At 40.0% G+C, this 24,070-nt stretch carries 18 protein-coding genes and 4 pseudogenes; 4 read left to right on the forward strand and 18 right to left on the reverse strand.

The features are described 5' to 3' along the window. Positions 1-301, forward strand: a pseudogene (locus FE394_RS09375) (transposase); the annotation flags it as partial. A 105-nt stretch (positions 302-406) separates the two neighbouring features. On the opposite strand, the gene FE394_RS09380 reads toward FE394_RS09375, so the two are convergent. Together FE394_RS09380 and FE394_RS09385 are read right to left on the reverse strand one after the other, a co-directional pair. After that, positions 407-2,503 carry a peptidase domain-containing ABC transporter gene (locus FE394_RS09380; protein ID WP_319926131.1) on the reverse strand — a complete coding sequence of 699 codons (2,097 nt, stop codon included), beginning with the start codon at positions 2,501-2,503 and terminating at the stop codon, positions 407-409. Continuing rightward, entirely contained in the window at positions 2,496-3,770 is a 1,275-nt protein-coding gene (locus FE394_RS09385; protein WP_319926132.1) for an HlyD family secretion protein, read from the reverse strand. The genes FE394_RS09380 and FE394_RS09385 overlap by 8 nt, the downstream gene beginning before the upstream one ends. 470 nt (positions 3,771-4,240) lie before the next feature. Here FE394_RS09385 and FE394_RS09390 point away from each other — a divergent pair. Then, positions 4,241-4,442: pseudogene (locus FE394_RS09390) on the forward strand (transposase); the annotation flags it as partial. A gap of 395 nt (positions 4,443-4,837) precedes the next feature. On the opposite strand, the pseudogene FE394_RS09395 reads toward FE394_RS09390, so the two are convergent. From FE394_RS09395 to FE394_RS09405, 3 genes and pseudogenes are all read right to left on the reverse strand, one after another. After that, positions 4,838-5,023: pseudogene (locus tag FE394_RS09395) on the reverse strand (microcin H47); the annotation flags it as partial. A 552-nt stretch (positions 5,024-5,575) separates the two neighbouring features. Continuing rightward, positions 5,576-7,941 (reverse strand): annotated as a pseudogene (locus tag FE394_RS09400) (Tn3 family transposase). A 272-nt stretch (positions 7,942-8,213) separates the two neighbouring features. After that, entirely contained in the window at positions 8,214-8,540 is a 327-nt protein-coding gene (locus FE394_RS09405; RefSeq protein ID WP_319926133.1) for a DUF4158 domain-containing protein, read from the reverse strand. Between the two features lie 180 nt (positions 8,541-8,720). Here FE394_RS09405 and FE394_RS09410 point away from each other — a divergent pair, with 180 nt between their 5' ends. Together FE394_RS09410 and FE394_RS09415 are read left to right on the forward strand one after the other, a co-directional pair. Next, the gene (locus FE394_RS09410) at positions 8,721-9,308 is read left to right on the forward strand and encodes a recombinase family protein (protein ID WP_319926134.1); all 588 of its coding nucleotides are present in this window, start codon (positions 8,721-8,723) and stop codon (positions 9,306-9,308) included. Positions 9,309-9,735: 427 nt separating this feature from the next. Further along, a complete protein-coding gene (locus FE394_RS09415) occupies positions 9,736-10,101 on the forward strand; it encodes a helix-turn-helix domain-containing protein (protein WP_319926135.1) in 366 nt (121 codons plus the stop codon). Positions 10,102-10,239: 138 nt separating this feature from the next. Here the strand turns inward: FE394_RS09415 and FE394_RS09420 are convergent, their stop codons facing one another. The 13 genes from FE394_RS09420 to pheT form a co-directional block, all read right to left on the reverse strand. After that, the gene (locus tag FE394_RS09420) at positions 10,240-11,256 is read right to left on the reverse strand and encodes a lipoate--protein ligase (RefSeq protein WP_319926136.1); all 1,017 of its coding nucleotides are present in this window, start codon (positions 11,254-11,256) and stop codon (positions 10,240-10,242) included. An 87-nt stretch (positions 11,257-11,343) separates the two neighbouring features. Continuing rightward, positions 11,344-11,829 (reverse strand): C40 family peptidase, encoded by a 486-nt coding sequence (locus FE394_RS09425; protein ID WP_319926137.1) that lies wholly within the window; start codon positions 11,827-11,829, stop codon positions 11,344-11,346. Positions 11,830-11,843: 14 nt separating this feature from the next. Further along, a complete protein-coding gene (arnF, locus tag FE394_RS09430; RefSeq protein ID WP_319926138.1) occupies positions 11,844-12,233 on the reverse strand; it encodes a 4-amino-4-deoxy-L-arabinose-phosphoundecaprenol flippase subunit ArnF in 390 nt (129 codons plus the stop codon). Continuing rightward, positions 12,230-12,580: a 4-amino-4-deoxy-L-arabinose-phosphoundecaprenol flippase subunit ArnE gene (arnE, locus tag FE394_RS09435; RefSeq protein ID WP_319926139.1), complete on the reverse strand. Its 351-nt coding sequence runs from the start codon at positions 12,578-12,580 to the stop codon at positions 12,230-12,232. Before arnE ends, arnF begins: the two co-directional genes overlap by 4 nt. Beyond that, positions 12,577-14,238, reverse strand: coding sequence for a lipid IV(A) 4-amino-4-deoxy-L-arabinosyltransferase (gene arnT, locus FE394_RS09440; RefSeq protein WP_319926140.1), 1,662 nt, complete (start codon positions 14,236-14,238; stop codon positions 12,577-12,579). Before arnT ends, arnE begins: the two co-directional genes overlap by 4 nt. Before the next feature lie 7 nt (positions 14,239-14,245). Then, positions 14,246-15,139: a 4-deoxy-4-formamido-L-arabinose-phosphoundecaprenol deformylase gene (gene arnD, locus FE394_RS09445; protein WP_319926141.1), complete on the reverse strand. Its 894-nt coding sequence runs from the start codon at positions 15,137-15,139 to the stop codon at positions 14,246-14,248. Between the two features lie 50 nt (positions 15,140-15,189). Next, complete coding sequence (gene arnA, locus FE394_RS09450; protein WP_319926142.1) at positions 15,190-17,175, reverse strand: bifunctional UDP-4-amino-4-deoxy-L-arabinose formyltransferase/UDP-glucuronic acid oxidase ArnA; 1,986 nt, start codon at positions 17,173-17,175, stop codon at positions 15,190-15,192. After that, positions 17,175-18,152, reverse strand: coding sequence for an undecaprenyl-phosphate 4-deoxy-4-formamido-L-arabinose transferase (gene arnC / locus FE394_RS09455; protein ID WP_319926143.1), 978 nt, complete (start codon positions 18,150-18,152; stop codon positions 17,175-17,177). Before arnC ends, arnA begins: the two co-directional genes overlap by 1 nt. Next, a complete protein-coding gene (arnB, locus tag FE394_RS09460) occupies positions 18,153-19,298 on the reverse strand; it encodes a UDP-4-amino-4-deoxy-L-arabinose aminotransferase (protein WP_319926144.1) in 1,146 nt (381 codons plus the stop codon). A 172-nt stretch (positions 19,299-19,470) separates the two neighbouring features. Then, positions 19,471-20,262: a vitamin B12 ABC transporter ATP-binding protein BtuD gene (gene btuD, locus FE394_RS09465; RefSeq protein WP_474068161.1), complete on the reverse strand. Its 792-nt coding sequence runs from the start codon at positions 20,260-20,262 to the stop codon at positions 19,471-19,473. A 17-nt stretch (positions 20,263-20,279) separates the two neighbouring features. Further along, positions 20,280-21,275 carry a vitamin B12 ABC transporter permease BtuC gene (btuC, locus tag FE394_RS09470; RefSeq protein WP_319926146.1) on the reverse strand — a complete coding sequence of 332 codons (996 nt, stop codon included), beginning with the start codon at positions 21,273-21,275 and terminating at the stop codon, positions 20,280-20,282. A 97-nt stretch (positions 21,276-21,372) separates the two neighbouring features. After that, the gene (ihfA, locus tag FE394_RS09475) at positions 21,373-21,669 is read right to left on the reverse strand and encodes an integration host factor subunit alpha (RefSeq protein WP_038233943.1); all 297 of its coding nucleotides are present in this window, start codon (positions 21,667-21,669) and stop codon (positions 21,373-21,375) included. Between the two features lie 4 nt (positions 21,670-21,673). Then, positions 21,674-24,061 carry a phenylalanine--tRNA ligase subunit beta gene (gene pheT, locus FE394_RS09480; protein ID WP_319926147.1) on the reverse strand — a complete coding sequence of 796 codons (2,388 nt, stop codon included), beginning with the start codon at positions 24,059-24,061 and terminating at the stop codon, positions 21,674-21,676. Positions 24,062-24,070: the final 9 nt, after the last annotated feature.

Here is a 24,070-nt window from a genome sequence, read left to right on the forward strand (position 1 = left end):
TTCCATTTCCAGACGCCTGATCTGTTTTTCCAATGCCGGTATCAAAGTACACAAGCGATGAAAAGAAACGATAGAGCGGAGTTTTTCGGATGCAAAACAGCATCACGGGCATCGTTATGCCCATTTTCGCGGGTTGCAGAAAGTTCAGATACAGTGCCTGTTGGCGGCAACAGCACAAAATATCAAGAAGATAGCCTTACTGGCGGCGGCACTTTGTTGGTTTTATCTGTGGCTCATCCGCGAATGTCTCGGGGCAGAAAACCAATCCTATGCAGGAAAAGTGCATATTGGGGATCAATAAGGAAAAATTGGCAGATAATGACTGTTAATTAATGTGACAAACCCCGTTATTTTCAACGAGGTTTGTCAGCGGTCTGACCTCGCAGTTTTACTGCGAGGTTTATGTTTATAACGAAATAACCCTATTGACTGACGCAATCGTTGTTTCTCTGTGAGCAATAATTACACGGGTTATATTTAATCCTTTTATAGCCTGATTTACGTAATTTTCACTTTCTTTATCTAATGCACTGGTAGCCTCATCCATAAATAAGATGCTAGGTTTTCTATAGAGTGCTCGTGCGATAAAAATACGTTGTTTTTGCCCACCAGATAACCCTTCACCCAATTCACCTATTAGTGTTTCATAGCCCATTGGTAAAGCCATTATTGTATCGTGAATGTAACTGGCTTTAGAGCAATCAATCATCCATGTTTCGTCAATTGTCTCTGAAAAACCACAAATATTTTCACGTATCGAACCTGAAAATAATTTATCATCTTGCATCACACAACCAATAATTTTGCGATAATTATTAATGCCCAGTTGTTGAATGTCGTTCCCATTGACAATTATCTTACCTGAGCTAGGTTCAAAAAGCCCGCATAATACCTTCATTAAAGTGGTTTTTCCTGCTCCAGAAGGACCAATAATTGCCACACTTTCACCTGGAGCTATAGCCATATTTAGGTTACTGAAAATGTTTTGAGATTGACTATCATAGCGGAAATTAAGATTCTTAGTTTCTAATGATATAGGATGTGTAACGGCCTGATAATTATTATCAGGTTTTCTGGATTCCTGTTCATTGAGAGCTATATCGGCAACTCGCTCATTGTGAAGACTAATCATTCGTAGATGAAGAAAAAAATTAGTCAGTGAAGCGACTCGATCAGAAAACTGTCCTCTGTATGAACTGAATGCCACAAACATCCCTATGGTCATTTGATTTTCAATTACCAAACTTCCCCCTAGCCAAAGTATGACTATTTGGTCACAGGCAGCAATAAAAGTATTGACCCCACCAAAAAACAGATTCATTTTAGTAACTTTTATTCCAGTATTTATCGAGTCTATTTTCATGTTAATCCAGTGGTTTTGGCGACGTTCCCCCATTCCCTGTATTTTGACAGTCGCTATTCCATATAATGTTTCCATAAAGTAGGAGCTTACACGAGCATCACGGATCAATGATTCTTCTGATAGCTGACGGTAGGACTGATAAGTAAACAATCTAATAAGAACATAAAGAGTGGTAAAGCCTAAGACGATCCAAGTTAAATAACCTCCATATAGGATAAGCATAGTAAATAGGCCTATTACCATGATACTGTCCATAATGACACCGACAATACTGGACGTAAACGTGCTTTGGAGTGTATTTAATGATGCAAAACGCGATTGAATATCGCCTAATTTTCTCCGTTCAAAATAATTGAGAGGCAATTCTAACAAGTGTTTAAATAGCCCTGATTGCCATTGTACATTGATCAACGTAGCCATCACTAATGATGACCAAGAGCTGATTATACTTAGCAAAGTGCGCAACAGTATAAACAACATAACGCCTGCACAAATTGCCATAATAAATCCCTTGTCACCTGCCGGAATAGCATGGTCCATGATTAATTGCGTTCCTATGGGCATAATAAGATTGATAAATTCGATTATCAATGACAAGAAAAAAATTTTTGTTAAAGTTCCCTTAATTCCATGAATGCTCTGGAATAACGTTTTTAATTGAAGTCGGCTTTTTTTTGTTTCAGCAGTAAATTTGCTGTTCGGGAAAATCTCAAGTGCGATGCCGGTAAATGATCGCGACATTTCAGCTAGCCCAACAACTATCCGTCCTTGCGCCGGGTCATGAAGTATAAATCGATCTTTTCTTACACTGATAAGAACTACAAAATGGTTAAAATTCCAATGCAGAATGCAAGGTGTTTTCAGTGCATTAATCTCATCTAAATCCAGTGATAATGCACGACTCGTCATATCTAACTCTGCAGCCATTTCTTTTACGCTAGCTAGAGTAGTGCCACGTGCAGAAAGGTTAAATCGTTGTCGCAATGTTATTAAGTCAATATTTTTACCATAATACCCAGCAACCATGGCCAAACTAGCCATTCCACACTCTGACGATTCTGTTTGGTGGATCAGTGGCACTCGATGACAGAAGCCAATATCTAACTTGCTTAAAAAGGATTTCAACGTTTTATTATTCATTTACGGGTCCTTGTACGCTTTGTTTCATGTCATAAAATGGTGAAAACATCCATTGGTAAATATTTCTTTTTTCGAGAAATAATGTAATCTGAGCTTTCATACCATTTCTTATCGGTACAGTCTTACCATTGTAATGAATGCTCTGTTTTTCAGGTTTAACAATTACTTTGTAATAAGGTATGGAAAGTCCTTGCATATCTTTAGGTGCCCCTGGATAAGTCAACATTTCCTGAGGGGAAGCAGGGGTTTTTGAAACCAATTCAACAACGGCAGAAAATTGACCAAATTTTTCGGATGGGAAAGCTTCATAACGAATATTTACTTTATCACCATTGAAGAGATAGGGGATCGCGTCATTAGGAACCCATATTATTAAATAGTAGTTCGCTATTTTTTCTGGAATAACCTGCAACAGACTATCTCCAATATTCACCATCTGCCCTACAGTGACGCTAAAAGAATCTATTATTCCGTCAGATGAAGCCCTAATAATAATGTCTCCACCGACGTCAGTATTTAACAATTCCTTTTGCAAATCATACCGTTTAAGCTCCGTTTGATAAATTTGATTATCAAACTCTGCCGATTGAGTCTGAATCTGGCTCTCTAAAATAGTTACTTGCAATAAATTTTGTTCATTTTGGCCACTTAGGCTTAGTAAACCATTTTGTTGCTGATAATACGTTGACACTTGATTTGTTAATTGATCTTTGTTAATTAATCCTCGGGCATGATAACTTCTATAGTTCTCCATGTTTTCTTTCGCAATTTTTATCCCCTCCTCCGCATGTTTAATAATTTTAGAGGAATGGCTAAGAGCTTCTGTATATTGTTTCTTTTGCTTTTCTAAGGTCTCTAATGTTATTTTTTTGTTTTCTCGAAGTCGAGTAATCATTTTATCGATACGCACTAACTGGTTTTCAATGCTTTTTTTCTGGTTATCACTAACAACACCGCTTCTTGTGCTTTTACTTACGTCAATTTGATAAATAGGTTGATTTTTTTTTACTGCTTGCCCTTCTGTTACAAACTGTTTTACAACAACCCCCTGCACATTAGAGTAAATATTAACCGTTCGAGGTGAAGTAATAACTTCTCCGGTAACATTAACTCTTCGTGTGTATGAGCCAAAGATAATAAATGATATAAAAATAACAAGAAAAAAGAGGCTTGCTATACTGACCAAGCGGGGGGATAACCCTGGAAGCAAAATTGCTTTTCCTTGCCATTTTTTCTTTCTGTTCTCAATTGCCTGTTGACGAAACAATTATTCTCTCCGAATCTGAACAATAAATTCCCACCATAGTTATATGGTTATTAAACACTTTATCGCTGTAATGTTGGATTATTTTTGCACAGGGCGGTTAACTCCTTAATATATACTTAAGTTGTCAATTGTATTTCACATGTTTTTTATGCAATAATTTTATTTTTATGTATTGGAAGGATAATTCCTGAGCAAGACTTTCATGTTTATGTCGTTATTGCTTATTTATGAAACATAGGGGTAAAAACCAATAGATATTGGCCCTTACTGTTTTACCATTTAGCAATAAATAACTACGAGCCATGGATATTATATCTTTTGGCCAAAAACTAGAAGCTCAACTATGAACATATCTCAAAAGATATTTTGTAGTATAATTATTCAGCCTTTTTATTAATCTCTATTTGATGGTGATTATAAGCAGTAATAACACACCACAATAGCTTATTTCTGATGAACTTTAGAAAAAAATGAATCCGTTACTGCCTAAACATAAAACCCATCATTCTTTGGGATACAATCGTGTCGATGAGCATTGCCGTGAATGCTACCGTCTTTGCCTTAAGAACCGGATGTCAGTGGAATGCCCTCAATACAACAGGAATTGGCTTTACAAGCAGTACTCACTGCCTTTTTCAGGAGTGGCAGATTATGGGCGTATTTAAATATTTTGGAATTATAACCGTTTAATTATTACTTATAGAGAAACAACGATTGCATCAGTCAATAGGGTTATTTCGTCATAAAAATAATCCTCGCAGTAAAACTGCGAGGTTTATTTTTGACCGACTGGATAAACTCCTAGCACACTTTACTCCAGTCCATCAAACATCAGTTATATCGTTATAGGCACCGATGCATTCCATTCTCGCTCAGAATAAATCTACAAAAGTTGTCCATCTGTAAATGAATTAACTTAAGCCACCTATTAGGATTTGATTTCACAAAACTCCAAGTGCCTTTCTTTCTTCATGAATTCGATTCGCCATCTCCTCAGTCATGTAACCAAAACTTGGTATCACTGGCATTGATGGCATTGATGGTGGCACATAGGGTGCTGGTGTCTGAATACTCGCTCCAATAGCCATGCTAACTCCCCCTGCTACTGCTCCAACCACAACGCCTACAGGCCCCCCAGGAAGTCCAGCTGTTGCGCCAATAATTATTCCTGCCCCGATAGCATTCTCTTTTGTCAAAGGAGCGCCACCGGCACCAGAAACAACATTTAGTAAGTTATTATCAAGTTCTTTCATATTATATACCTTTTAATGTAATTCATTGTAGGAGTAATAATTATTATTAATTTAAAAAAATATTTCAATTAATTTTTTACATATATATTTAAAACCAAAAAATGATAAAATTGCTAATATCACATCATAATAATGATGTAAATAACCATGTTGCGTTATTGATAGTGATGACTGACTTATAAGAAGTATGGAAAGACATAAACTAACTATATTTGAAAAAGCCATTGTTTTTAATTTATTCATTTTAGTTACCAACCTTATTGATTGCTAGTTATTAATATACCTTGCAATTAAAAATACATAAATTAATTATACATTATCAATTTCTGGTTACTACCGAATTCGGAAAAATAGTACACTAAGTGCAACAGCTAAGCCATAATTGCCAGTTTGAAATGCACTCTATAAAGATAATCAAAAATGTTCAATGACAAGCGAAATAACCGAACAGTGTTAAAGTTGAATGAATATGACCGACTGCTCAAATGTCTTTACCTGTTGGAATATGGGGTTTTCCGACCATAGCCCCCATTTGTTCCCTCGACCCCCTTGCTACGACAGGTTTTCAAGGTAAATATCGTTTTCTGCACTCATCAATAGTAATTCAATAACTTTTTGAATATTAATGCTTTTGTCTTTGTTGCAAAATTCATATTTTCCTAAGAAGCTTAAATGCCGCCAAGCAACGGGGGACATTTGAGCTATCGCTTTCGCTTTTTGTTGATCTTTCTTTAAAAAATACTCATAGAGTCGACATAGCAACTGTGCATTGTAAAAAATAACTATTGTTGCAATAAGGCGAATGGATTCTGTATTGATACCCAAGTCTATTTCATCTTTTCCATTTAACACTTTACCGCCACTAATCTTTGCTATTGCTGATGTTAATTGATGGTAAAATTCACCACGACAAAGGCTGGATTGCACAATTTCACGTATTTCCTTCGAATCTATGTAGTCTAATATATAATCACTCATGATGATCCGATCAAATTCTATCAGTGCTTTCAATGTAGGATTCTTTTTATAAACTGATAACTTACGAACAATTTGGCTTTGTGTTGTTTGTTTTAATGCTAAGGAGGCTAAAATCCTTAAAACATTATCCCATTTATTAATAATCAACCCAATATCTGCTTTATCACTCGGTTTTATCACATATCTAGCGTATTTTTTTGGTTCCAAAAATCCCACTAAGTTATTATTGGCTTTATTATTTAGCTGTTTAAATCTCAGCATAAAACGGTATCCAAATAAATGGAGTAATGCAAAGTTCCCCCAATTAATGCTGTGCATATCACCGGAAATGGAAGCTATTTCAACGTCGGACTGATTACTTTCAATAATCCAAAATATTTTTTTGAATACCGAGATTTTATTGTACTGTATTTTGTACCGAATTTTTGTCCATCAACACTGGCATGAACTCCATAGTCTGCAAGATTATATTCACTGAAAATAGGGAGTTTTTTCATTTCATTAATAATCAGATCACTTGCGTGGCTGAGTGTTTGCTTTCGGATAAAATTGTTCTGCATATTTTCGAAATTGTTAGCTTCAACATCGCTGATTTCTTGCATTTTAGCCGGTTCTATACCTGTAGCACTTGCAACTATGACTGCATGAAGCGCCTCTTGGTTTGGTTCTGTTTTTGCGTGACGAGGCTGAATATGAATAAAAGATTTGATATAACGTGTTTCTTCGGCAACAAAACACATAAGATCACCAATGCTTGATACGGGTAACTTCTTAAATAAGTGGTTATTTACATCATTATCTGTCTTAATATAAGGGATATTCCACTTAATTAATTCTCCATTCTTTTTGCATTTGGCTTTAAAGCCAGTATTTTCACCTTTAAGGATACGGGTATTAACGACATGGTATTTATTTTCTAAGGATATTTCTAATATCTCCAATAAATTAGAGATATCGTGTTTTAACAATGGCATATTTAACTGTGAAATAATTTTTTCTTTATCTCTTTTCCATACCTCAGCATTAATTAACTCGTCTTCCAGTGACCTAAAATTATTGCTATCTCGAATAAATACAGTACCATTTTCAATGCCTTTCATCAGGTTAAAATACAGCATAAATTCGTAACAGCCTGAATTAATCGATTTGATTTGTTTACCATCTATTGATTTTATTTTATAAAATAGGTGATTACGTTGTGCTTTTGGAAAAAAATCAAAAGGAATATCGTCCATAGAGATAGAGTGGAAATTAACACCACCTTCAAGGAGATAACGTTTAAAAAATGTCATCGCACTTCGTAATTCGATATTTGTACAGGTGAATTCTAATACTTTGAATATTGGTCGAAGATTTCTTTTGATAACAAGAGATTGCTGTCCATACCATTCCCAGCGATAGACATCACGGTTTAAATTTGGCTTATGGAAATCTTTCAGAAATTTTTTGTAATTTGATTGAGGAATAACCTCAAACGCTCTTTCCCTGATTTGGTGATCGGGAATGGTTTTGTTGATATTGATTGCTAATATTTTACTTGCCTGTGCTCTACGTTCTTTATTTTCAGCTTCAAAAGTCTCAACTTTCGAACGCTGATATTGCTCAGCATCATCTTTGTATTTGTTTATTTTGTAGGAAAAACTGTTCATCAAATAATCATTAAAAATGAGTAAACGGCGATGAATATAACAAAGGAGATACAATCTCGCTTGATTACGGCTTTTAAATCGCTCTAATTTTTGAATTGTATAAAATTCAGCCAAATTAGCGTAATAAATCACATTTTGTTCAGAGATATTAAGGCGAGAAATGAGCTTTTTTGATTCATAAAAAAGAGGATAGATCATTTGTTGCTTTTTAACTGTATTGATTATCTCCATTGTAGTGAAATCTTTCTGATCCTTTTTTATCAGTGTTAATTTATAAAATAAATCATCCATATTTAAAAGGTTATCTAATTGGCTTCGAATCGTCGGTTCTATTTTGGCATAAAACTTATTATTTAATCTCTGTTGTTCTTGGCGAAGTGCACGAGAAACAATGTTCTACATTGTTGAGTAAGCTGGACGTAATAGATTGTTATTTAAACAGTAATCTAATAGTTCTTGAAGAATAAATTTAGGTAAAGCGTGGCGTTTGAATAGTGATTTGGCTTCTTTTTCTAATTGACTAATCATCACGTTATTTATGTCAATTACGCCATATTTGTTTATCACAAACGTCGATTATTATAGTGGTATTTTCTCGCTATTTGCTTTTTAGGGAAAGTTTCATCAGGAAAATAACGCTTTAAGATAAAAAGGACATCAGACTTTCGTTTTTGGAAACTAAATTGAAAAAAGTAATTGGTCGCTTTGTAGCATCCTAATTGAAGTATATAATTAATTTTCTGAGATATATTTTTTATTGAGTCAAGGTATTTTATGTCTTCAGCGTCTAACTCAAACAAGAATTCTCTTTCTTCGTCATTAATATCAGGGATTTCATAAAGGGAGTAAATTTCTTCATCGGTAAGAATGGATAAACGCGAATACGTCATCTTAGCCCCCCTTTCTGTGGAAATTAGCCTAAAGTCTATCGGAAAACAGTTGTTTTTCGATAGCGTCTATTTCCAAATATTTCCAAGGGAAAAACAGCAATAATTCGGTAAAAAAACATACAAAAAACTCTGTCGGTATATTATACCATACGAAAATGATAAGTTATAGGTTTTCCGAACATGCTTGTTGGTTATATGAGAGTTTCTTCCTCTTCTTATCGTCAAACTACCGATCTTCAACGAGATGCTCTGTTGGCTGCGGGTGTTGACCCTCGGCATTTATTTGAGGACAAAGCTTCCGGGGCAAAAGATGATCGTCCTGGGTTAATTAAAGCCCTCGATTTTGTTCAGTCTGGCGATATTTTGATTGTTTGGAAACTCGACCGACTTGGTCGCTCTTTACCCCATTTGCTAAGCATTATAAATCAACTGCAAAGTCAAAATGTCCAGTTCCGGTCTTTGACGGAAGCGATGGACACAACCCTTCCATCAGGTGAATTATTGTTTCATGTGTTTGGTGCTCTGGCGCAATATGAACGTTCTCTGACAAAAGAACGCGTTATCGCCGGTTTAGCGGCAGCCAATCGGCGAGGAAAACGAGGAGGAAGGCCACGAGCGGTCACAGGTGAAAAATTGGAGGCAATTCTTACCACATTGGAAGGCAGTATGTCCAAAACCGCTATTTGCCGTAATTTTGGTGTAAAAAGAACAACCCTCATTGATACATTGAATCGTATAGGTCAAGATAGAAAGAATAAACAGGAATGATTCCAAAGGTAGCCAAACGGATTACATGAATTTTTAAAAAAAATAAAAAAACCTATATTCAACAGGTTATCATGTTTTATCAAGTGCTATTCAAAATCAATTTTTTCGTTGAAAGCTAGACGTAGCAAGGGCTAAGAGGGAGCAAGGGAACAAATCGGGGCTATGGTCAGAAAACCCCTTATCCAGAATTCAGGTTAATTAATAACCCAGAGTTATAATACCACCCTCACTAAATATGAATGAACACCTGATGTGGTTGCTTATCTAATATGAAAAAATAAGCATCGCGTAATGATCATTAATCTGGAATCGCACTTTTTGCGTATACGATAAAACAGAAATTCTTAAAATGGGCCACACAATAACGTTAGTCATTATTCGTATCGCTATCTTTTCAGCTAAAGGCCCACATATGTGGGAGGAAAATATGTTAGAAAATGTTATCAACGATATTGTCAAATGGTTAGAAAGCCAACTTCAACAAACTGAAGGGATCAAAATAGACGCCATTGCCCATAAAAGTGGCTATTCAAAATGGCATTTACAACGAATTTTTAAGGAATTGAAAGGCTGTACGTTAGGTCAGTATGTACGCCGACGCCGCCTACATGAAGCGGCTAAGTCTTTGCGTGAAGATAAGTTGCCAATTCTTGATATTGCTCTGCAATATGGCTTCAGCTCTCAGGCTACATTTACCCGCATATTTAAAAAGTATTTTAATACTACACCCGCTAAGTTCAGAGAGAATGGTCATCTCCCTGAATTTAAGACCTTCTTATGTTGTAGAGAATAATGTTGTAGAGAATAAATAAGTTGTGGGAAATAAATACGCAATAAGAAGTATCTCAACCATTTTTATCATAAGTGTCACCTTTTAGGGTCAACATCACCCTCGTTGACCCTTTTTTTTCATGCCCACCTGATTTTTCACTCACTTTAATTCATTGACTAACCAGTCATGCAATTGCTGTAATTCCGGGTCTAGGGAGGGATATATTTCACTGATTTGCTGAATAATCTGCCCGACTGCCTTTGGCTGATACAATACACCAATCAGTTTTTCAGCCAGTAATTCGAATGGAGCCGGATCAAGACTGTCAGTAAACATCTGGCAGCGGCTGATCACACCCTGTTCGATATCAACATGTAATTCAATACCACCCCAACGGAATCGCGTGTCCAGTGTGTGACAGAATGCAGGAGCCTGACCAAAATTCCATTCCCAACTACTCTGTTTAGCAAAAGTATCGCTAAAACCGGGCAAATCAGGTAAAGCTTGCGGTGAAATTATTTCTGCCTTCGCTGTCTCACCAAAATATTCAAAGAATGCGGCAATAATACCCCGACACACTTTTTCATGTGTGATATCCGGCAATAATTCAGATAGGTTGGTTACTCTGGAACGAACGGAAGTGATACCTTTCGCCTGTAATTTTTTAGGATCAGGATTAAGATAATCGGCAAGACGATTTAAATCTGCATTAATCAATAAAGTCCCATGATGAAATCCCCGATCTTTCGTTTCCCTATACGCAGAGCCAGAGATTTTACGCTCCCCTTCAGGTGAAGATAAGACTAAATCATTACGCCCGGAAGCCGTTGCATTAATACCTGATTTTTTTAATCCATCCAGAATGATTTGTGTAGAAACAGTTTTGTTGTATTCAGGTTTGCCAGCCATAAAGGTAAAACATGTATTACCTAAATCATGAAAAACCGCCCCGCCTCCACTACTGCGTCGAGCCAGTTTTACTCCGTTCTGTTCCATTCGTCGGGTGTTGCACTCTTTCCACGGGTTTTGCGCCCGTCCGACCACAACGGTATTGGCGTTACGCCATAAAAACAGAACACGCTGATTTGCTGGCATCTGCCGGAAAATACATTCTTCAACAGCAAGGTTAAACCAAGGGTCATGGGAATCTGACAGCAATAGGCGCAATGTGGACATTTTTGACTCCGGCCAAGAAAAACAGAGCATTAAAATATCATAAAGTACTACCGGAATAATGGATTGAAGATAGGATTGAAGGTGATATCACATTCTACGAGCTTGCCAAAAAACGCGACGCCAATATACATTGTCCAGGGAGGAACGTATTACGCCTTTACTGGTTGATGCATGAATAAATTCATTGTTTGTATCATAAATACCGACATGCAACCCACTCTCACCACTGCCTGTCTTGAAAAAAACCAGATCGCCGGGCATCAGATCATCTTTGCTAATCCGTGTGCCTAATTTGGTCTGCTCACTTGTTGTGCGAGGAAGTTGAATATTGAAGCGATCATGGAATGTACGGTAGACGAAACCCGAACAATCAACACCGCGCCTATCCATGCCACCATAGCGATAGGGTGTATAATGCCATTGGACAAGTTGATCTTTTAGCTGCGCGATAACCATTATCGGGTCCGAAAGAGCTGATCTCAACGGAGGCAATTTAGATTTTGAAACAGGATTGGTACAACCAATGAGAAGAAAACTCAATAATAAGCATAAATGTCCTACTCTTATTACCATCCCCTTCCCCTTATTCATCGCGAAATTTCTGGTCTGCTGATTAACCAAACTCCCAATAGGATAAAAATAATTCCCGCTGTTTTCAACAATGAAATAGTTTCATTAAACCAAGGCAATGAAGCTGCCATTAAATAAACAAAAACATAACTCAAACTGATAATAGGATACGCCTTGTTCAATGGCAGATATTTCAAGGTAAAAAACCAGCATAACATGGATAATGCATAACCAGACAATCCAGCCATAACCATCAATAATGAGTTATGATTAGACCAAATCCAGTCGATATCCAACCAATGCGCCGATAGCGAAAGCTCAGGCAAGTGGGCAACCCCCAACTTCAACAGTAATTGTGCTACAGTGATCAATAAGACACTCGACAGCCCCCAAACATAACCCTTCATTGATTCAGACTCATCAATAAAATACCCAACATAATGGCAAAAACGCCGATCCAGTGTTTTAGCCCCACTTTTTCTTGGTACAGAAATTGTCCAATTAAAGTCACGACGACAAAATTCATGCTGAGCATAGGATATGCAACGCTCAGCGGCAAAAACTGCAATAATCGCAGCCAAAATATCATTCCTATACCCAACAGAAGAATAGCACCAGACAACCACATCGCCATAAATACCCCCTTATTGGGGGTATCTTTTTTCTGCCACCAGATAACTGCCTGCTTTTGGCATAACTGTCCCCCACAGGTCAACAGGCTAACCAAAACCAATAATGTTATATTGCTGCTCATGCTTGTTTCTTATAAATGACAAGGACAAAACGATGATTGCGGCGGACGGCATCAGGTTTTGGTAATTCAGGGAGATCGCCTTTTGAAGATAATAGGAAAACCATCGCGACCTGACCTTCTTTACGTGCTTGCGCCAGCCATGCAGGCAATTCGTCTTGTGTAACATACCGATATTGGCTGTCAGGATAAGCAAGCCCATATTCCAATTCCCCGGTGCGATCGAACATATAAATATCGCTGCGTTTTAATTCCCAGGCTATCGCCGCTCCCACACCAACGGACCGAGACAGAATATATTTACTGTCAGCTAACTCTTTTTCATTTTGTCTGACGAAGGATTGAGGAAGTTTTGAATTCATCGTCTTAGTTGGTAGTGCACTGCCTATCGACAAACTGAGCACAATTGTACAGGCAGCAGCCCATAACCAATATTTACCATTGCGAATAAAGCTTAAGTAGCCAACTATGCCCCAAAACCCAAAGGCAATAATGCCCATAATCCATTTCAGGTGCTCATTGGGCTGATAAAGTGAATGATTGGGAAGCTTTTCCATGACAAAAAGCACCAGAATTGCAATCAATCCAAAGGAAACATTCACCAGCCCGTTCATTTTCAACGCTTTCATGTTGCCATTTTTGACACAATCAACACTGTATTTTGCCATCATCACGGCCAAAGGGCCGATAAATGGCAGGACGTAAGTTGGCAATTTTCCTTTTGCTATGCTGAAAAATACAAGTGGCACAACAAACCAACAAAACAGGAAAAACATTTCTGGGTGACTTTTTTTCTCTTTCCAGCTTTTGAACAAAGCACCGGGCAGCAATCCCAACCACGGGATCACACCTAAAATAAGTATCGGCACGTAATACCAAATGGGGGCGATATGTTGTGCTTTCTCAGAAGCAAAACGCTGTATATGTTCTACCCAGAAGAAGTAATGCCAGTAATCAGGTTCACGTAAAGCAATCGCAATGACCCACGGCAAACTGATCAAAACCGCAAAAATGACAGCAAGAGATCCGAAACGAATCATTTCCAGAAAGCGTTTCTGATACATCGTAATAGGTATCATGGTAATGACAGGCAACGCCAAGGCCAGAAAACCCTTAGTCATAAAAGCCATGCCGCAAGTCAGCCCCAGTACAGACCATGCCAGAACCCGTTCTCGGGTACTGCCTGCCTTAAGTGCCCAATAGCAACTCACGATCCCCGCAGTAATCCATAAAGAAAACATCGGGTCAAGAACACTATAAGAACCAATGGAAAGAACAATGAACATGGAAATATAAATCAGGCCGGCAACAAAAGCGGTCTGACGACATTGCCACATCATCATTGCCAGTCGATAAAGGAGAACCGCACTGATTAGGATACTGAATACAGAACCGAAACGAACAGCAAAGTTGTTGTGGCCAAAAATCCACTGGCTGATATTGTTTATCCAATACCCAGCAACAGGTTTTTCAAAATAACGAATATCCAAGAAATGAGGCACAATCCAATCCCCACGTAGCAGCATTTCCCGGCTTATTTCTGCATATCGCGTTTCATCTGGTTGCCATAACAGGCGACTATCCAGTGGCAACAGGTAAGTAAGGATAAAAAAAAGAGCCATCAGAACGGCTCCAGCTTTACTCGTCCGAGTATTCAACATATTTGTGTTATACCTCTTGTTGGCAACCTAACCAGCCTTCACGACCGGGAAAATCCGAACGAACAATTTTCCCAACAGGAAGTGTGTCTCTATTTTCAGGTAATAAATGACTTAATTTACAAAACTGAATATCTTGTTGATGAAGCATATTCAGCAATGTTTCAAACTGTGAAGACTTAGACATACCCTCAACTTCGGTATGGATGGTATAAACAGGCACTCCACGATCATTTTTAATCGCGTCGAGGATAAAATGATTAAAGTCTGCATCACTTACCAATGTTCCGACAACTTCGTCATAAGTAGGCAATGTGACAGGAATTTGTACACTTCCCAAGCACCCAGCAGGTAAAAGAGGTCTGAATGGATGTGTTCCCCGGCAATCGCTGTTGTAATCAAAACCAAACTGCTGTTTAACCGCCAGTACATGTTCATCCGCTCGCCAACCGGCAACTGCTGAGCATGTAATAGCCTGCCCTATCGCTTTTTCCAGTGCATCAACCCCTAATTGTATTTGCGCTGATAATTCAGCTTCTGGCCAACGTCCTGCGTTCGCCTGCCAACCCTGATGATCCCATGCATGCAGGCCAACTTCATGACCCGCATCTACGGTTTGTTTCATCAAATACCCCAGTTCTTTGGCGATTTTTTTTCCCGGCCAAGCCGTACCAGCCAGTAAGATATCTAAACCATAAAGGGATGCGGCATTTGACCTCAGCATTTTCCAGAGAAATTTCGGACGCAACAGGCGCCATAAATGGCGCCCCATATTATCTGGCCCAACACTGAAGAAAAAACTGGCTTGAATATGATGCTTTTGCAAAATCTCAAGCAACTTAGGTACTCCTTCCTTTGTACCCCGATAAGTATCCACATCAATTCTCAAACCAATTTTCTTCATCACTTTCTTCCTACGCTTTTCCTAATATCTTCCTGACTTAGCATTGATTTTTAATTTTCCCGTTTTAATTCTTCAACAGCCCCACGCAGGAAGAAATCCAGTGTTTCATCAATGGTTTGCTTCATATCAATGGTGGGTTTCCACCCCAATAGACGCTCTGCGTTCTTAATGCTGGGTTTACGATGTTCAACATCCTGATAACCTTGACCATAATAGCTGCTGCTTTCAATTTTCTTGAATCCAGAAAACGGTGGAAAATATCCGCGCAACTCATGTTTTTCAAAGCTATCCAGCAGCATTTCAGCTAATTGGCGAATACTGGCTTCATTAGTTGGATTACCGATATTGATAATTTGGCTGTCACATAAACCATCCCGGTTTTCGATGATTCTGAACAGTGCTTCAATGCCATCATGAATATCAGTGAAACAACGTTTTTGCTCTCCGCCATCCACCAGCTTGATAGGAGAACCTTCCACCAAATTCAAAATCAATTGGGTGATCGCTCTTGAGCTACCAATTCGCGCTGAATCTAAGTTATCCAATCTTGGCCCCATCCAGTTAAACGGACGGAATAAGGTGAATTTTAAACCTTCTTTTGCACCATATGCCCAAATGACACGATCAAGTAATTGTTTAGAGACTGAGTAAATCCAACGCTGTTTATTGATTGGCCCCACGATCAGACGTGATGTATCTTCATCGAATTCTTTGTCGTCACACATGCCATAAACTTCAGATGTTGACGGGAAAATAATCCGTTTGTTGTACTTAACGCAATAGCGGACAATTTTCAGATTCTCTTCAAAGTCCAGTTCAAAAACACGCAATGGGTTACGGGTATATTCAATCGGGGTAGCGATTGCTACTAATGGAAGAATGACATCACATTTTTTGATGTGATATTCAATCCACTCTGTATGGATGCTGACATCCCCCTCAATAAAATGAAAACAGGGATTGCCTATAAACCGTTCAATGGCTGAAGAACCAATATCCATCCCATAGATGTCATAATTACCATCATCCAACAAACGTTCAGTCAGATGATTACCAATAAATCCATTAACACCTAAAATCAGGACACGCTTGCGGCGACTGACTTGCGTTGTTGCTTTCTGACCAACATGAACACCCGTCACAATCCCCATCTCAAGAGCCAGACGACTGCCTTGAACATAAAGCCCTGACTCCGCCTGTCCGCTCACAATTTCCAATGCACCATCACCACAAGCAATCACCAGAGGGTTAGTCGAAATTACAGTGCCGGGACGTTTACCATGCTCCTGACTAAGCGGGCGTGAGCGCCAGATGGTTATTTTTCGTTCACCCAAAAAAGTAAATGCGCCAGGATAGGGTTCTGTTACTGCTCTGACTAAATTATTAATTTCTTGTGCAGATTTATCCCAGACGATTTCACCATCCTCAGCGGTACGACGACCAACATAAGTGGCCTGACTCTCATCCTGCGGAGTTGATGGATAAGTGCCCGTTTTTATTTGAGGAAGAATATTATTTAATAATTCAACGGACGCTTCACGTATTTTTCCATGTACTTCTAGTGATGTATCGGTTGCACTGATCTGTACAACCTGCTGCGCAACGATGTCACCTGCATCCGGTTTTACCCGCATTTTGTGCAGTGTTACACCCGTTTCGGTTTCGCCATTGAGCACAGCCCAGTTAACCGGAGCACGACCACGATATTTCGGCAATAAGGAACCATGAAGATTAAATGTGCCTTTTTCAGCCAGTGATAAAATATCCTGACTAAGCATCTTGCGATAATAAAAAGAGAAAATGACATCTGGTTTCATTTCACGAATGCGTTCAACCCAGAGAGGATGATTCACATTTTCTGGTGCGAAAACAGATAGCCCTAAATCTGCGCCAGTACGTGCAACAGATGAGAAAAAGTGATTTTCATTCGGATCATCGGTATGTGTAAATACAGCCTGAATATCAAAACCAGCTTTAACTAACGCATTAAGTCCGACACAACCAATATCATGATAGGCAAAGATAACTGCTTTCATTAGCTTTTTTCCTGATTGTCGTTGGTCTTTTTAACTCCGACCACTTTTTGAATAAAATAACGCGGGCGAGCACGAACGTCGTTATATATCCGGCCAATGTATTCACCGAGCAAACCCATTGCGACGAACTGTGCGCCAATGAACATAAAAAGAATTGCAAACAGGGTAAACACACCTTCAGCAGCCCACATTGAGCCAAAGATAAGGCGAAGAGTAATCAACAGTACCGCCAGCATGAAACCTGTTACGGCAATGATGCTTCCCACAACGCTCAATAACCGCAATGGCGCGGTAGTCAGGCAAGTCAGCAGGTCATACATCAGGTTTATCAATTTCATGAAACTGTATTTAGAATCCCCGAACTCACGTTCTGCATGGGATACATCAATTTCTGTCGTTTTACGTGCAAAAGTATTGGCCAGGATGGGAATAAATGTGCTGCGTTCATGGCATTGCAACATCGCACGTATAATATGATGACGGTAAGCTCGCAGCATACACCCGTAATCTCCCATTGAACGCCCCGTCGCCTTAGTGATCATGGCGTTGATAATTTTGGACGCACTTTTACGGAACCAAGAATCCTGACGGTTGGCGCGTCGTGTGCCCACGACGTCATACCCTTCTTCTGCCGTTTTAACTAATCTGGGGATCTCTTCTGGCGGATTTTGCAAATCAGCATCAAGCGTAATAATTAAATCACCATCAGCCTGATGAAACCCTGCCATAATCGCAGAATGTTGCCCATAATTGCGGTTGAGCAGAATGGCAATAACATGATTTTCAGGAACTTCTGCCGCCTGAGTTAAAATATCAGCAGAGCTGTCGCGACTACCATCATCGACCAATATTAATTCGTATGTCTGTTCGAGTTTTTGGCATGTTGCGATTGTTCTTTCCAGTAACTGGGGCAAGCTTTCTTCTTCGTTATAGACTGGAATAACAACAGAAACCTTTTTGATCTTCTCAAATGTCACTTATTTATGCTCCAAAAGAATTTCAGTTATTGCATTCACGACACGATCTACATCGGCATTGTTCATATCTGGAAAAAGCGGTAATGAACAAAGTGTGGCGGAGTTCCACTCAGATGCGGGCAGAGAAAGTTGTGGATAACGCTCCCGATAATATTTCTGTGTGTGCGCAGCTCTGAAATGCAAGCCTGTACCAATATTCCTGTCCTTTAGGCGTGCCATGAAAGTATCACGATCAATGCCACAAATATTTTTGTCTACTCGCACCATAAAAAGATGATGGGTATGCAAGTGTTCATATTCGGGAACACTCAGCATTTGCAACGGTGAATCCGCAAGAGCAGCAGAATACCGTACCACCAGCTCACTGCGGCGGGCGTTCATTGAGGCAAGTTTACCTAGCTGTATTACCGCCATCGCTGCATGGATATCTGATAAGTTATATTTAAAACCCGGCTCAATCACTTCTGCCTGTGGTTTCCGTCCCTGAATTTGCCTATCAAAAGCATCAACAGCCAATCCATGGAATTTTAAACAGCGGATACGTTGGGCAAGTTCGTCATCATCTGTAACGAACATGCCACCTTCAGCACAGGTCATGTTTTTAATGGCATGGAAAGAAAAGATTGCTGTTCCCCGCTCTCCTACCCATTCATTTTTATAACGAGTCCCTACAGCGTGGGCAGCATCTTCAATCAGCGGGATATTGGCTTCTTGGGCAACCGCTCGTAATGCATCAAGATCACAAGGCGCTCCCGCATAATGAACAGGAATAATCGCCCTGGTTTTGGAAGTAATCGCTTTTTTGATTGTATCTGCACTAACCATCAGAGTGTCACGGTCAACATCAACCATGACAGGTTCAGCACCCAGCAGACAAATCATATTGATAGTGGAAACCCACGTTTGGGAGGGGGTAATGACTTCATCTCCAGGACCTATCCCCAATGCCAGCAGAGCAAGATGCATTCCCGCAGTCGCGGAACATAACGAAATCGCATGTTTGCATCCAAACATACGTAAAAAATCTTGCTCTAATTGGTGATTTTGTGGCCCTGTAGTTATCCACCCTGAACGTAAAACCTTTTCTATTGCTTCTATCTCTTCATGTCCAATCGATGGACGAGAAAATGGCAGAAAACTATCCATAATTGCCTTATGCCTTCTTATGCCTTGCGTAATCTAATTCGTTTTATAATGAGAAATTCTAGATGATGCTTATTCAACGAAACATAAACGAACGAAAGAACAGGTTCAGACCAACCGAAGAATCAAAGGAAATTTAAAAACAATCAATTATGGTATAATTCACTCACCGAAATTACATACGGCTGACCCTCCATAATTTATAGCTGGTATTTTGGATATGTCTAATATTTGCTTCAAAAATTTCTGATAAATTTCGTTCATTCATAACATTCTGTGGTACACCCGATGTCAATAATTTACCCTGTGACAGTAACCATACTCCATTGGCTTGCTCGTATGTGTGGTCAAGATTATGGCTACTCAATAGTACGCCCCCCCCTAACGCACAAAATTTATTGATTAGATTATCCAAAATGGCCTGCTGGGTAATATCAAGATTATTTGTCGGCTCATCAAGTAGGAGTAATTTTCCTTCACGATTCAATTCCGGCCATACTTGAAAAAAAGTCCCGGCTAATCTGACACGCTGCCACTCTCCTCCTGATAACTGCCCGATTGACGAAGAAAGTAAAGGCAGGAGTTTCATTTGCTGACAAAGTTCATATAACACGCTTTCACTTTGAGCCAATGGCGCAGCTTCAGGGCGAAACATATCCAGATACTGAAAAACAGGCATAACCGGAATAGATACTGATTGAGATAACCAAGCCCGGCATTTTGCCAATTCGTGTTGGCGGTACTCCTTCAAATTTCGTCCATTCAAATGAACACTGCCACTAAAGGATAAAATTCCGGCAACGGCTGAAAGCAAGGTACTCTTCCCTGAGCCATTTAGTCCTACCAGATGTATTTGCTCTCCAGCCATTACAGACTCAGATAATGCAGTCAGCCTATTGCCAACCGTAACATTATTCAATGTCAAAACGGGTTGTTTGGTCATGACCCTCACCTTAGTTGACCTCATTGGCAGATTTCATACATTTATCTATGGTGTGTTCTTAATAACAGCCATATAAAAATGGGTGCCCCTAATGTTACAGTGACAACACCAATCGGAACTTCTGCATGAGATAATGACAGACGGGAAAATAAATCAGCCAGCAATAGACCGCTGCTTCCTGCTAATGCGCTTGCTGGAAGCAATGTTTTATGATCTGTCAGGCCAACCAATCTTAAAATATGGGGGATAACTAACCCGATAAAACTTATCGCACCAGCTAAAGCAACACTCAAACCAACCAACAATCCAACTATTGATACAAATAAATTGCGCCATTTATGATGAGATATGCCCAATTGACGCGACTGCAATTCTCCTAGCGACAGATAATTCAAAATGCGACCTTTGCTGCTTAGCCAGAAAATAGCAGGGATCAATGCAATAGCCAGCCATTTCTGACGCCAGTCAATACCACTGAAACTGCCCATCATCCAATACATTAACTGCCGCAAATCTAAACTTGTGCTGAAATAAACCATCCATGTCATCAAAGCGCCAAATATCACGCCAAAGGCAACACCAATCAATAGCAGACGAGCATTGGTTACATGGTGTCTTCTTGAAAATCCCAACAAGATAGCTGTCATAAAAAGCGCCCCAAGGACTGCACCTATGCTCAATAGCCACAATGGAGCGATACCATGAAAGGCAAGTATCAAACCCACCACTACAACGCCTGCTCCATTACTGATGCCGAGTAATCCCGGCTCTGCCAAAGGATTTTCAAACAAAGCCTGCATGACAGCACCCGATACGGCCAAACTTGCACCGACCACCATCACTGCTATCGCTCTGGGTAACCTCAATTGCCAAATAAACAGTTGAGCAGAGTCAGACAGCCATTCATTAGGCCAAAACCAAATTTCGCCTGAGCATAATGAAAAAACAAATAGGGTAATAAAAAAAATGGACAAAACAGCCATCACTCGATGGTCACGTTTTCTCTGATAAGTGAGCAAATCATAGACAGAATTCATGATGGTATGAAATCATTCAAAAAGGAGAAACCATCCCGATATATTATTGGGATTTAGAGATAAGAAAAAGACCGTACAAGTACGGCCTTTTTATGTTTTATTCTTTTGGTAACGCTTTTTCCACCCGATTTTTTAGTTTCTGGCCCGGTCGAAAAGTGACAACACGACGAGCTGTAATCGGAATATCTTCACCTGTTTTCGGATTACGGCCTGGACGTTGATTTTTGTCTCTCAAATCAAAGTTACCAAATCCAGATAATTTAACCTGCTCCCCATTCTCCAAAGAGCGACGCACTTCTTCAAAGAACATTTCCACTAGATCTTTAGCGTCACGCTTGCTAATCCCCAGTTTCTCAAATAGATTTTCTGACATTTCAGCTTTAGTAAGCGCCATAAGTTCAGTCCCTCAAGGATGCTTGGAATCGCTGTTCTAATGCAGCAACGCATTTGTTGACGGTCGCAGCAATCTCTTCTTCTTCCAGTGTACGCACTGTATCCTGCAAGATTAAGCTAATAGCAAGGCTCTTGTAGCCTTCCGCGACACCTTTACCACAATACACGTCAAATAAGTTTATGCCAACTATATGATTTACGCCAACTTTCTTACATTCAACCAGAACATCTTCTGCGGCTACATTTTCAGGCACAACTATGGCGATATCACGGCGATTAGAAGGGAAGCGAGAAACTTCCTTCATCTCAGGAATCATGCGGTCCACCAGATTGGTCCACAGTAATTCGAATACCACGGTACGGCCGTTTAAGTCAAGTTTGCGTTCCAGTTCTGGGTGAACAACACCAATATAACCAATATAATTATTTTCCAAATAAATCCCAGCACTTTGTCCAGGATGTAAAGCAGGATGTTCTTCTGCCTTAAAGGAAATGCTAGATAGTTTACCTGTTAATTCTAAAACAGATTCTAAATCACCCTTCAAATCAAAGAAGTCAACGGCTTGTTTTTCCATCGACCAGTGTTCTTCGAAACGATTCCCTGCAATAACACCACCAAGCATCAACTCCTGACGGATACCGTGTTCTGCATTTTCATCCGGTACAAAACGCAATCCTGTTTCAAACAAACGAACCCGGTTTTGCTGACGATTTTGGTTATACACAACAGTGGTCAATAACCCTGTAAGCAGAGATAAACGCATCGCGGACATATCAGCCGAAATTGGATTTGGCAGGATCAGCGCTTCTTCGTGTGGGTGCAAATGCTTCTGAACTTTAGGATCAACAAAGCTATAAGTAATTGCTTCTTGGTAATCTTTGTCCACTAACATTGTTTTGACACGTTTCAGTGGCAAATTCGCTTCACGATGTGGCGTCATTACGAGATCGGCACGTACCGGCACATCTGGGATGTTGTTATAACCGTAAATGCGTGCAACTTCCTCAACCAGATCTTCTTCAATCTGCATATCAAAACGCCAGCTAGGCGCAACAACTTGCCAGCTATCGTCCTGAACAGTTACCTGACAACCTAAACGGGTCAGGATATCCGTGACTTGCTCATCTGCAATGTGATGACCAATCAAACGATCCAATTTTTGGCGATTCAGAGTAATGGTTGCTGGTTTCGGCAAATGGGCTTCGTTGGTGATATCTACGATTTCTCCCGTTTCACCGCCACAAATGGCAATCAGTAACTGAGTAGCATATTCCATAGCCTTATGCTGAAGCTGCGGATCAACGCCACGTTCGAAACGATGAGAAGCATCTGTATGCAAACCATAGCGACGAGCACGACCTGTAATTGCCAAAGGTGCAAAGAATGCACACTCCAGCATAATATGCCGAGTTTCAGCGCTAACACCAGAATATTCTCCGCCAAAAACCCCTGCCATAGCAAGCGATTGTTTTTCATCAGCAATCACAAGTGTATCAGCAGAAAGTTCGGTTTCATTGCCGTCTAGCAGAGTGAGTTTTTCACCTTGCTCGGCTAAACGAACAATAATAGAGCCATTTAAACGTTCCAGATCGAACGCATGCAGCGGCTGCCCTAACTCAAGCAAGACATAGTTGGTGACATCAACAACCGGATCAATGGAACGGATACCACCGCGACGCAGTTTTTCACGCATCCACAATGGTGTTGCTGCTTTGACGTTCACATTCTGGATAACACGCCCGAGATAACGCGGACAGGCTTCAGGAGTGTCAACACGAATAGGGAATGTCGCATCTGTGGTTGGCTTAACCGCTTCGATTTTTGGTTCTGTTATAGACAGTTTATTAATAACAGCCACATCACGGGCAACACCCATAATACTTAAACAATCTGCGCGGTTTGGTGTAATGCTGATTTCAATCGCGCTATCATCCAACTTAATGTAATCGCGCAGATCAGTACCAATCGGTGCATCCGCTGGCAATTCGATAATGCCATCATGATCATCTGCAATACCCAATTCGGAAAATGAGCACAACATCCCTTCTGACGGTTCTCCGCGCAGTTTGGCGGCCTTTATTTTGAAATCACCCGGTAGTACTGCGCCAACTGTAGCAACAGCTACACGCAGTCCCTGACGGCAATTCGGCGCACCACAAACAATATCCAGCAGACGTTCGCCACCAACATTGACTTTTGTAACACGCAGTTTATCTGCATTCGGATGCTGGCCACATTCTACAACTTCACCAACAAATACACCGTGGAATTGACCTGCCACTTTTTCAACACCATCGACTTCCAAACCAGCCATGGTGATCTGCTCAGACAATGCTTCACTACTAATGGCTGGGTTTGCCCACTCGCGTAACCAGAGTTCACTGAATTTCATGGATATACC

The sequence above is a fragment of the Xenorhabdus littoralis genome (assembly GCF_033949345.1).
In the GTDB taxonomy this organism is placed as follows: Bacteria; Pseudomonadota; Gammaproteobacteria; order Enterobacterales; family Enterobacteriaceae; genus Xenorhabdus; species Xenorhabdus littoralis.

What these genes read in the sequence shown, in the direction of transcription:
- FE394_RS09380 (WP_319926131.1), bottom strand. Translation starts at nt 2,503, where the DNA reads ATGAATAATAAAACGTTGAAATCCTTTTTAAGCAAGTTAGATATTGGC.
- FE394_RS09405 (WP_319926133.1), bottom strand. Translation starts at nt 8,540, where the DNA reads ATGACGTATTCGCGTTTATCCATTCTTACCGATGAAGAAATTTACTCC.
- FE394_RS09410 (WP_319926134.1), top strand. Translation starts at nt 8,721, where the DNA reads ATGCTTGTTGGTTATATGAGAGTTTCTTCCTCTTCTTATCGTCAAACT.
- FE394_RS09415 (WP_319926135.1), top strand. Translation starts at nt 9,736, where the DNA reads ATGTTAGAAAATGTTATCAACGATATTGTCAAATGGTTAGAAAGCCAA.
- FE394_RS09420 (WP_319926136.1), bottom strand. Translation starts at nt 11,256, where the DNA reads ATGTCCACATTGCGCCTATTGCTGTCAGATTCCCATGACCCTTGGTTT.
- FE394_RS09425 (WP_319926137.1), bottom strand. Translation starts at nt 11,829, where the DNA reads ATGGTAATAAGAGTAGGACATTTATGCTTATTATTGAGTTTTCTTCTC.
- arnF (WP_319926138.1), bottom strand. Translation starts at nt 12,233, where the DNA reads ATGAAGGGTTATGTTTGGGGGCTGTCGAGTGTCTTATTGATCACTGTA.
- arnE (WP_319926139.1), bottom strand. Translation starts at nt 12,580, where the DNA reads ATGAGCAGCAATATAACATTATTGGTTTTGGTTAGCCTGTTGACCTGT.
- arnT (WP_319926140.1), bottom strand. Translation starts at nt 14,238, where the DNA reads ATGTTGAATACTCGGACGAGTAAAGCTGGAGCCGTTCTGATGGCTCTT.
- arnD (WP_319926141.1), bottom strand. Translation starts at nt 15,139, where the DNA reads ATGAAGAAAATTGGTTTGAGAATTGATGTGGATACTTATCGGGGTACA.
- arnA (WP_319926142.1), bottom strand. Translation starts at nt 17,175, where the DNA reads ATGAAAGCAGTTATCTTTGCCTATCATGATATTGGTTGTGTCGGACTT.
- arnB (WP_319926144.1), bottom strand. Translation starts at nt 19,298, where the DNA reads ATGGATAGTTTTCTGCCATTTTCTCGTCCATCGATTGGACATGAAGAG.
- btuD (WP_474068161.1), bottom strand. Translation starts at nt 20,262, where the DNA reads ATGAGGTCAACTAAGGTGAGGGTCATGACCAAACAACCCGTTTTGACA.
- btuC (WP_319926146.1), bottom strand. Translation starts at nt 21,275, where the DNA reads ATGAATTCTGTCTATGATTTGCTCACTTATCAGAGAAAACGTGACCAT.
- ihfA (WP_038233943.1), bottom strand. Translation starts at nt 21,669, where the DNA reads ATGGCGCTTACTAAAGCTGAAATGTCAGAAAATCTATTTGAGAAACTG.
- pheT (WP_319926147.1), bottom strand. Translation starts at nt 24,061, where the DNA reads ATGAAATTCAGTGAACTCTGGTTACGCGAGTGGGCAAACCCAGCCATT.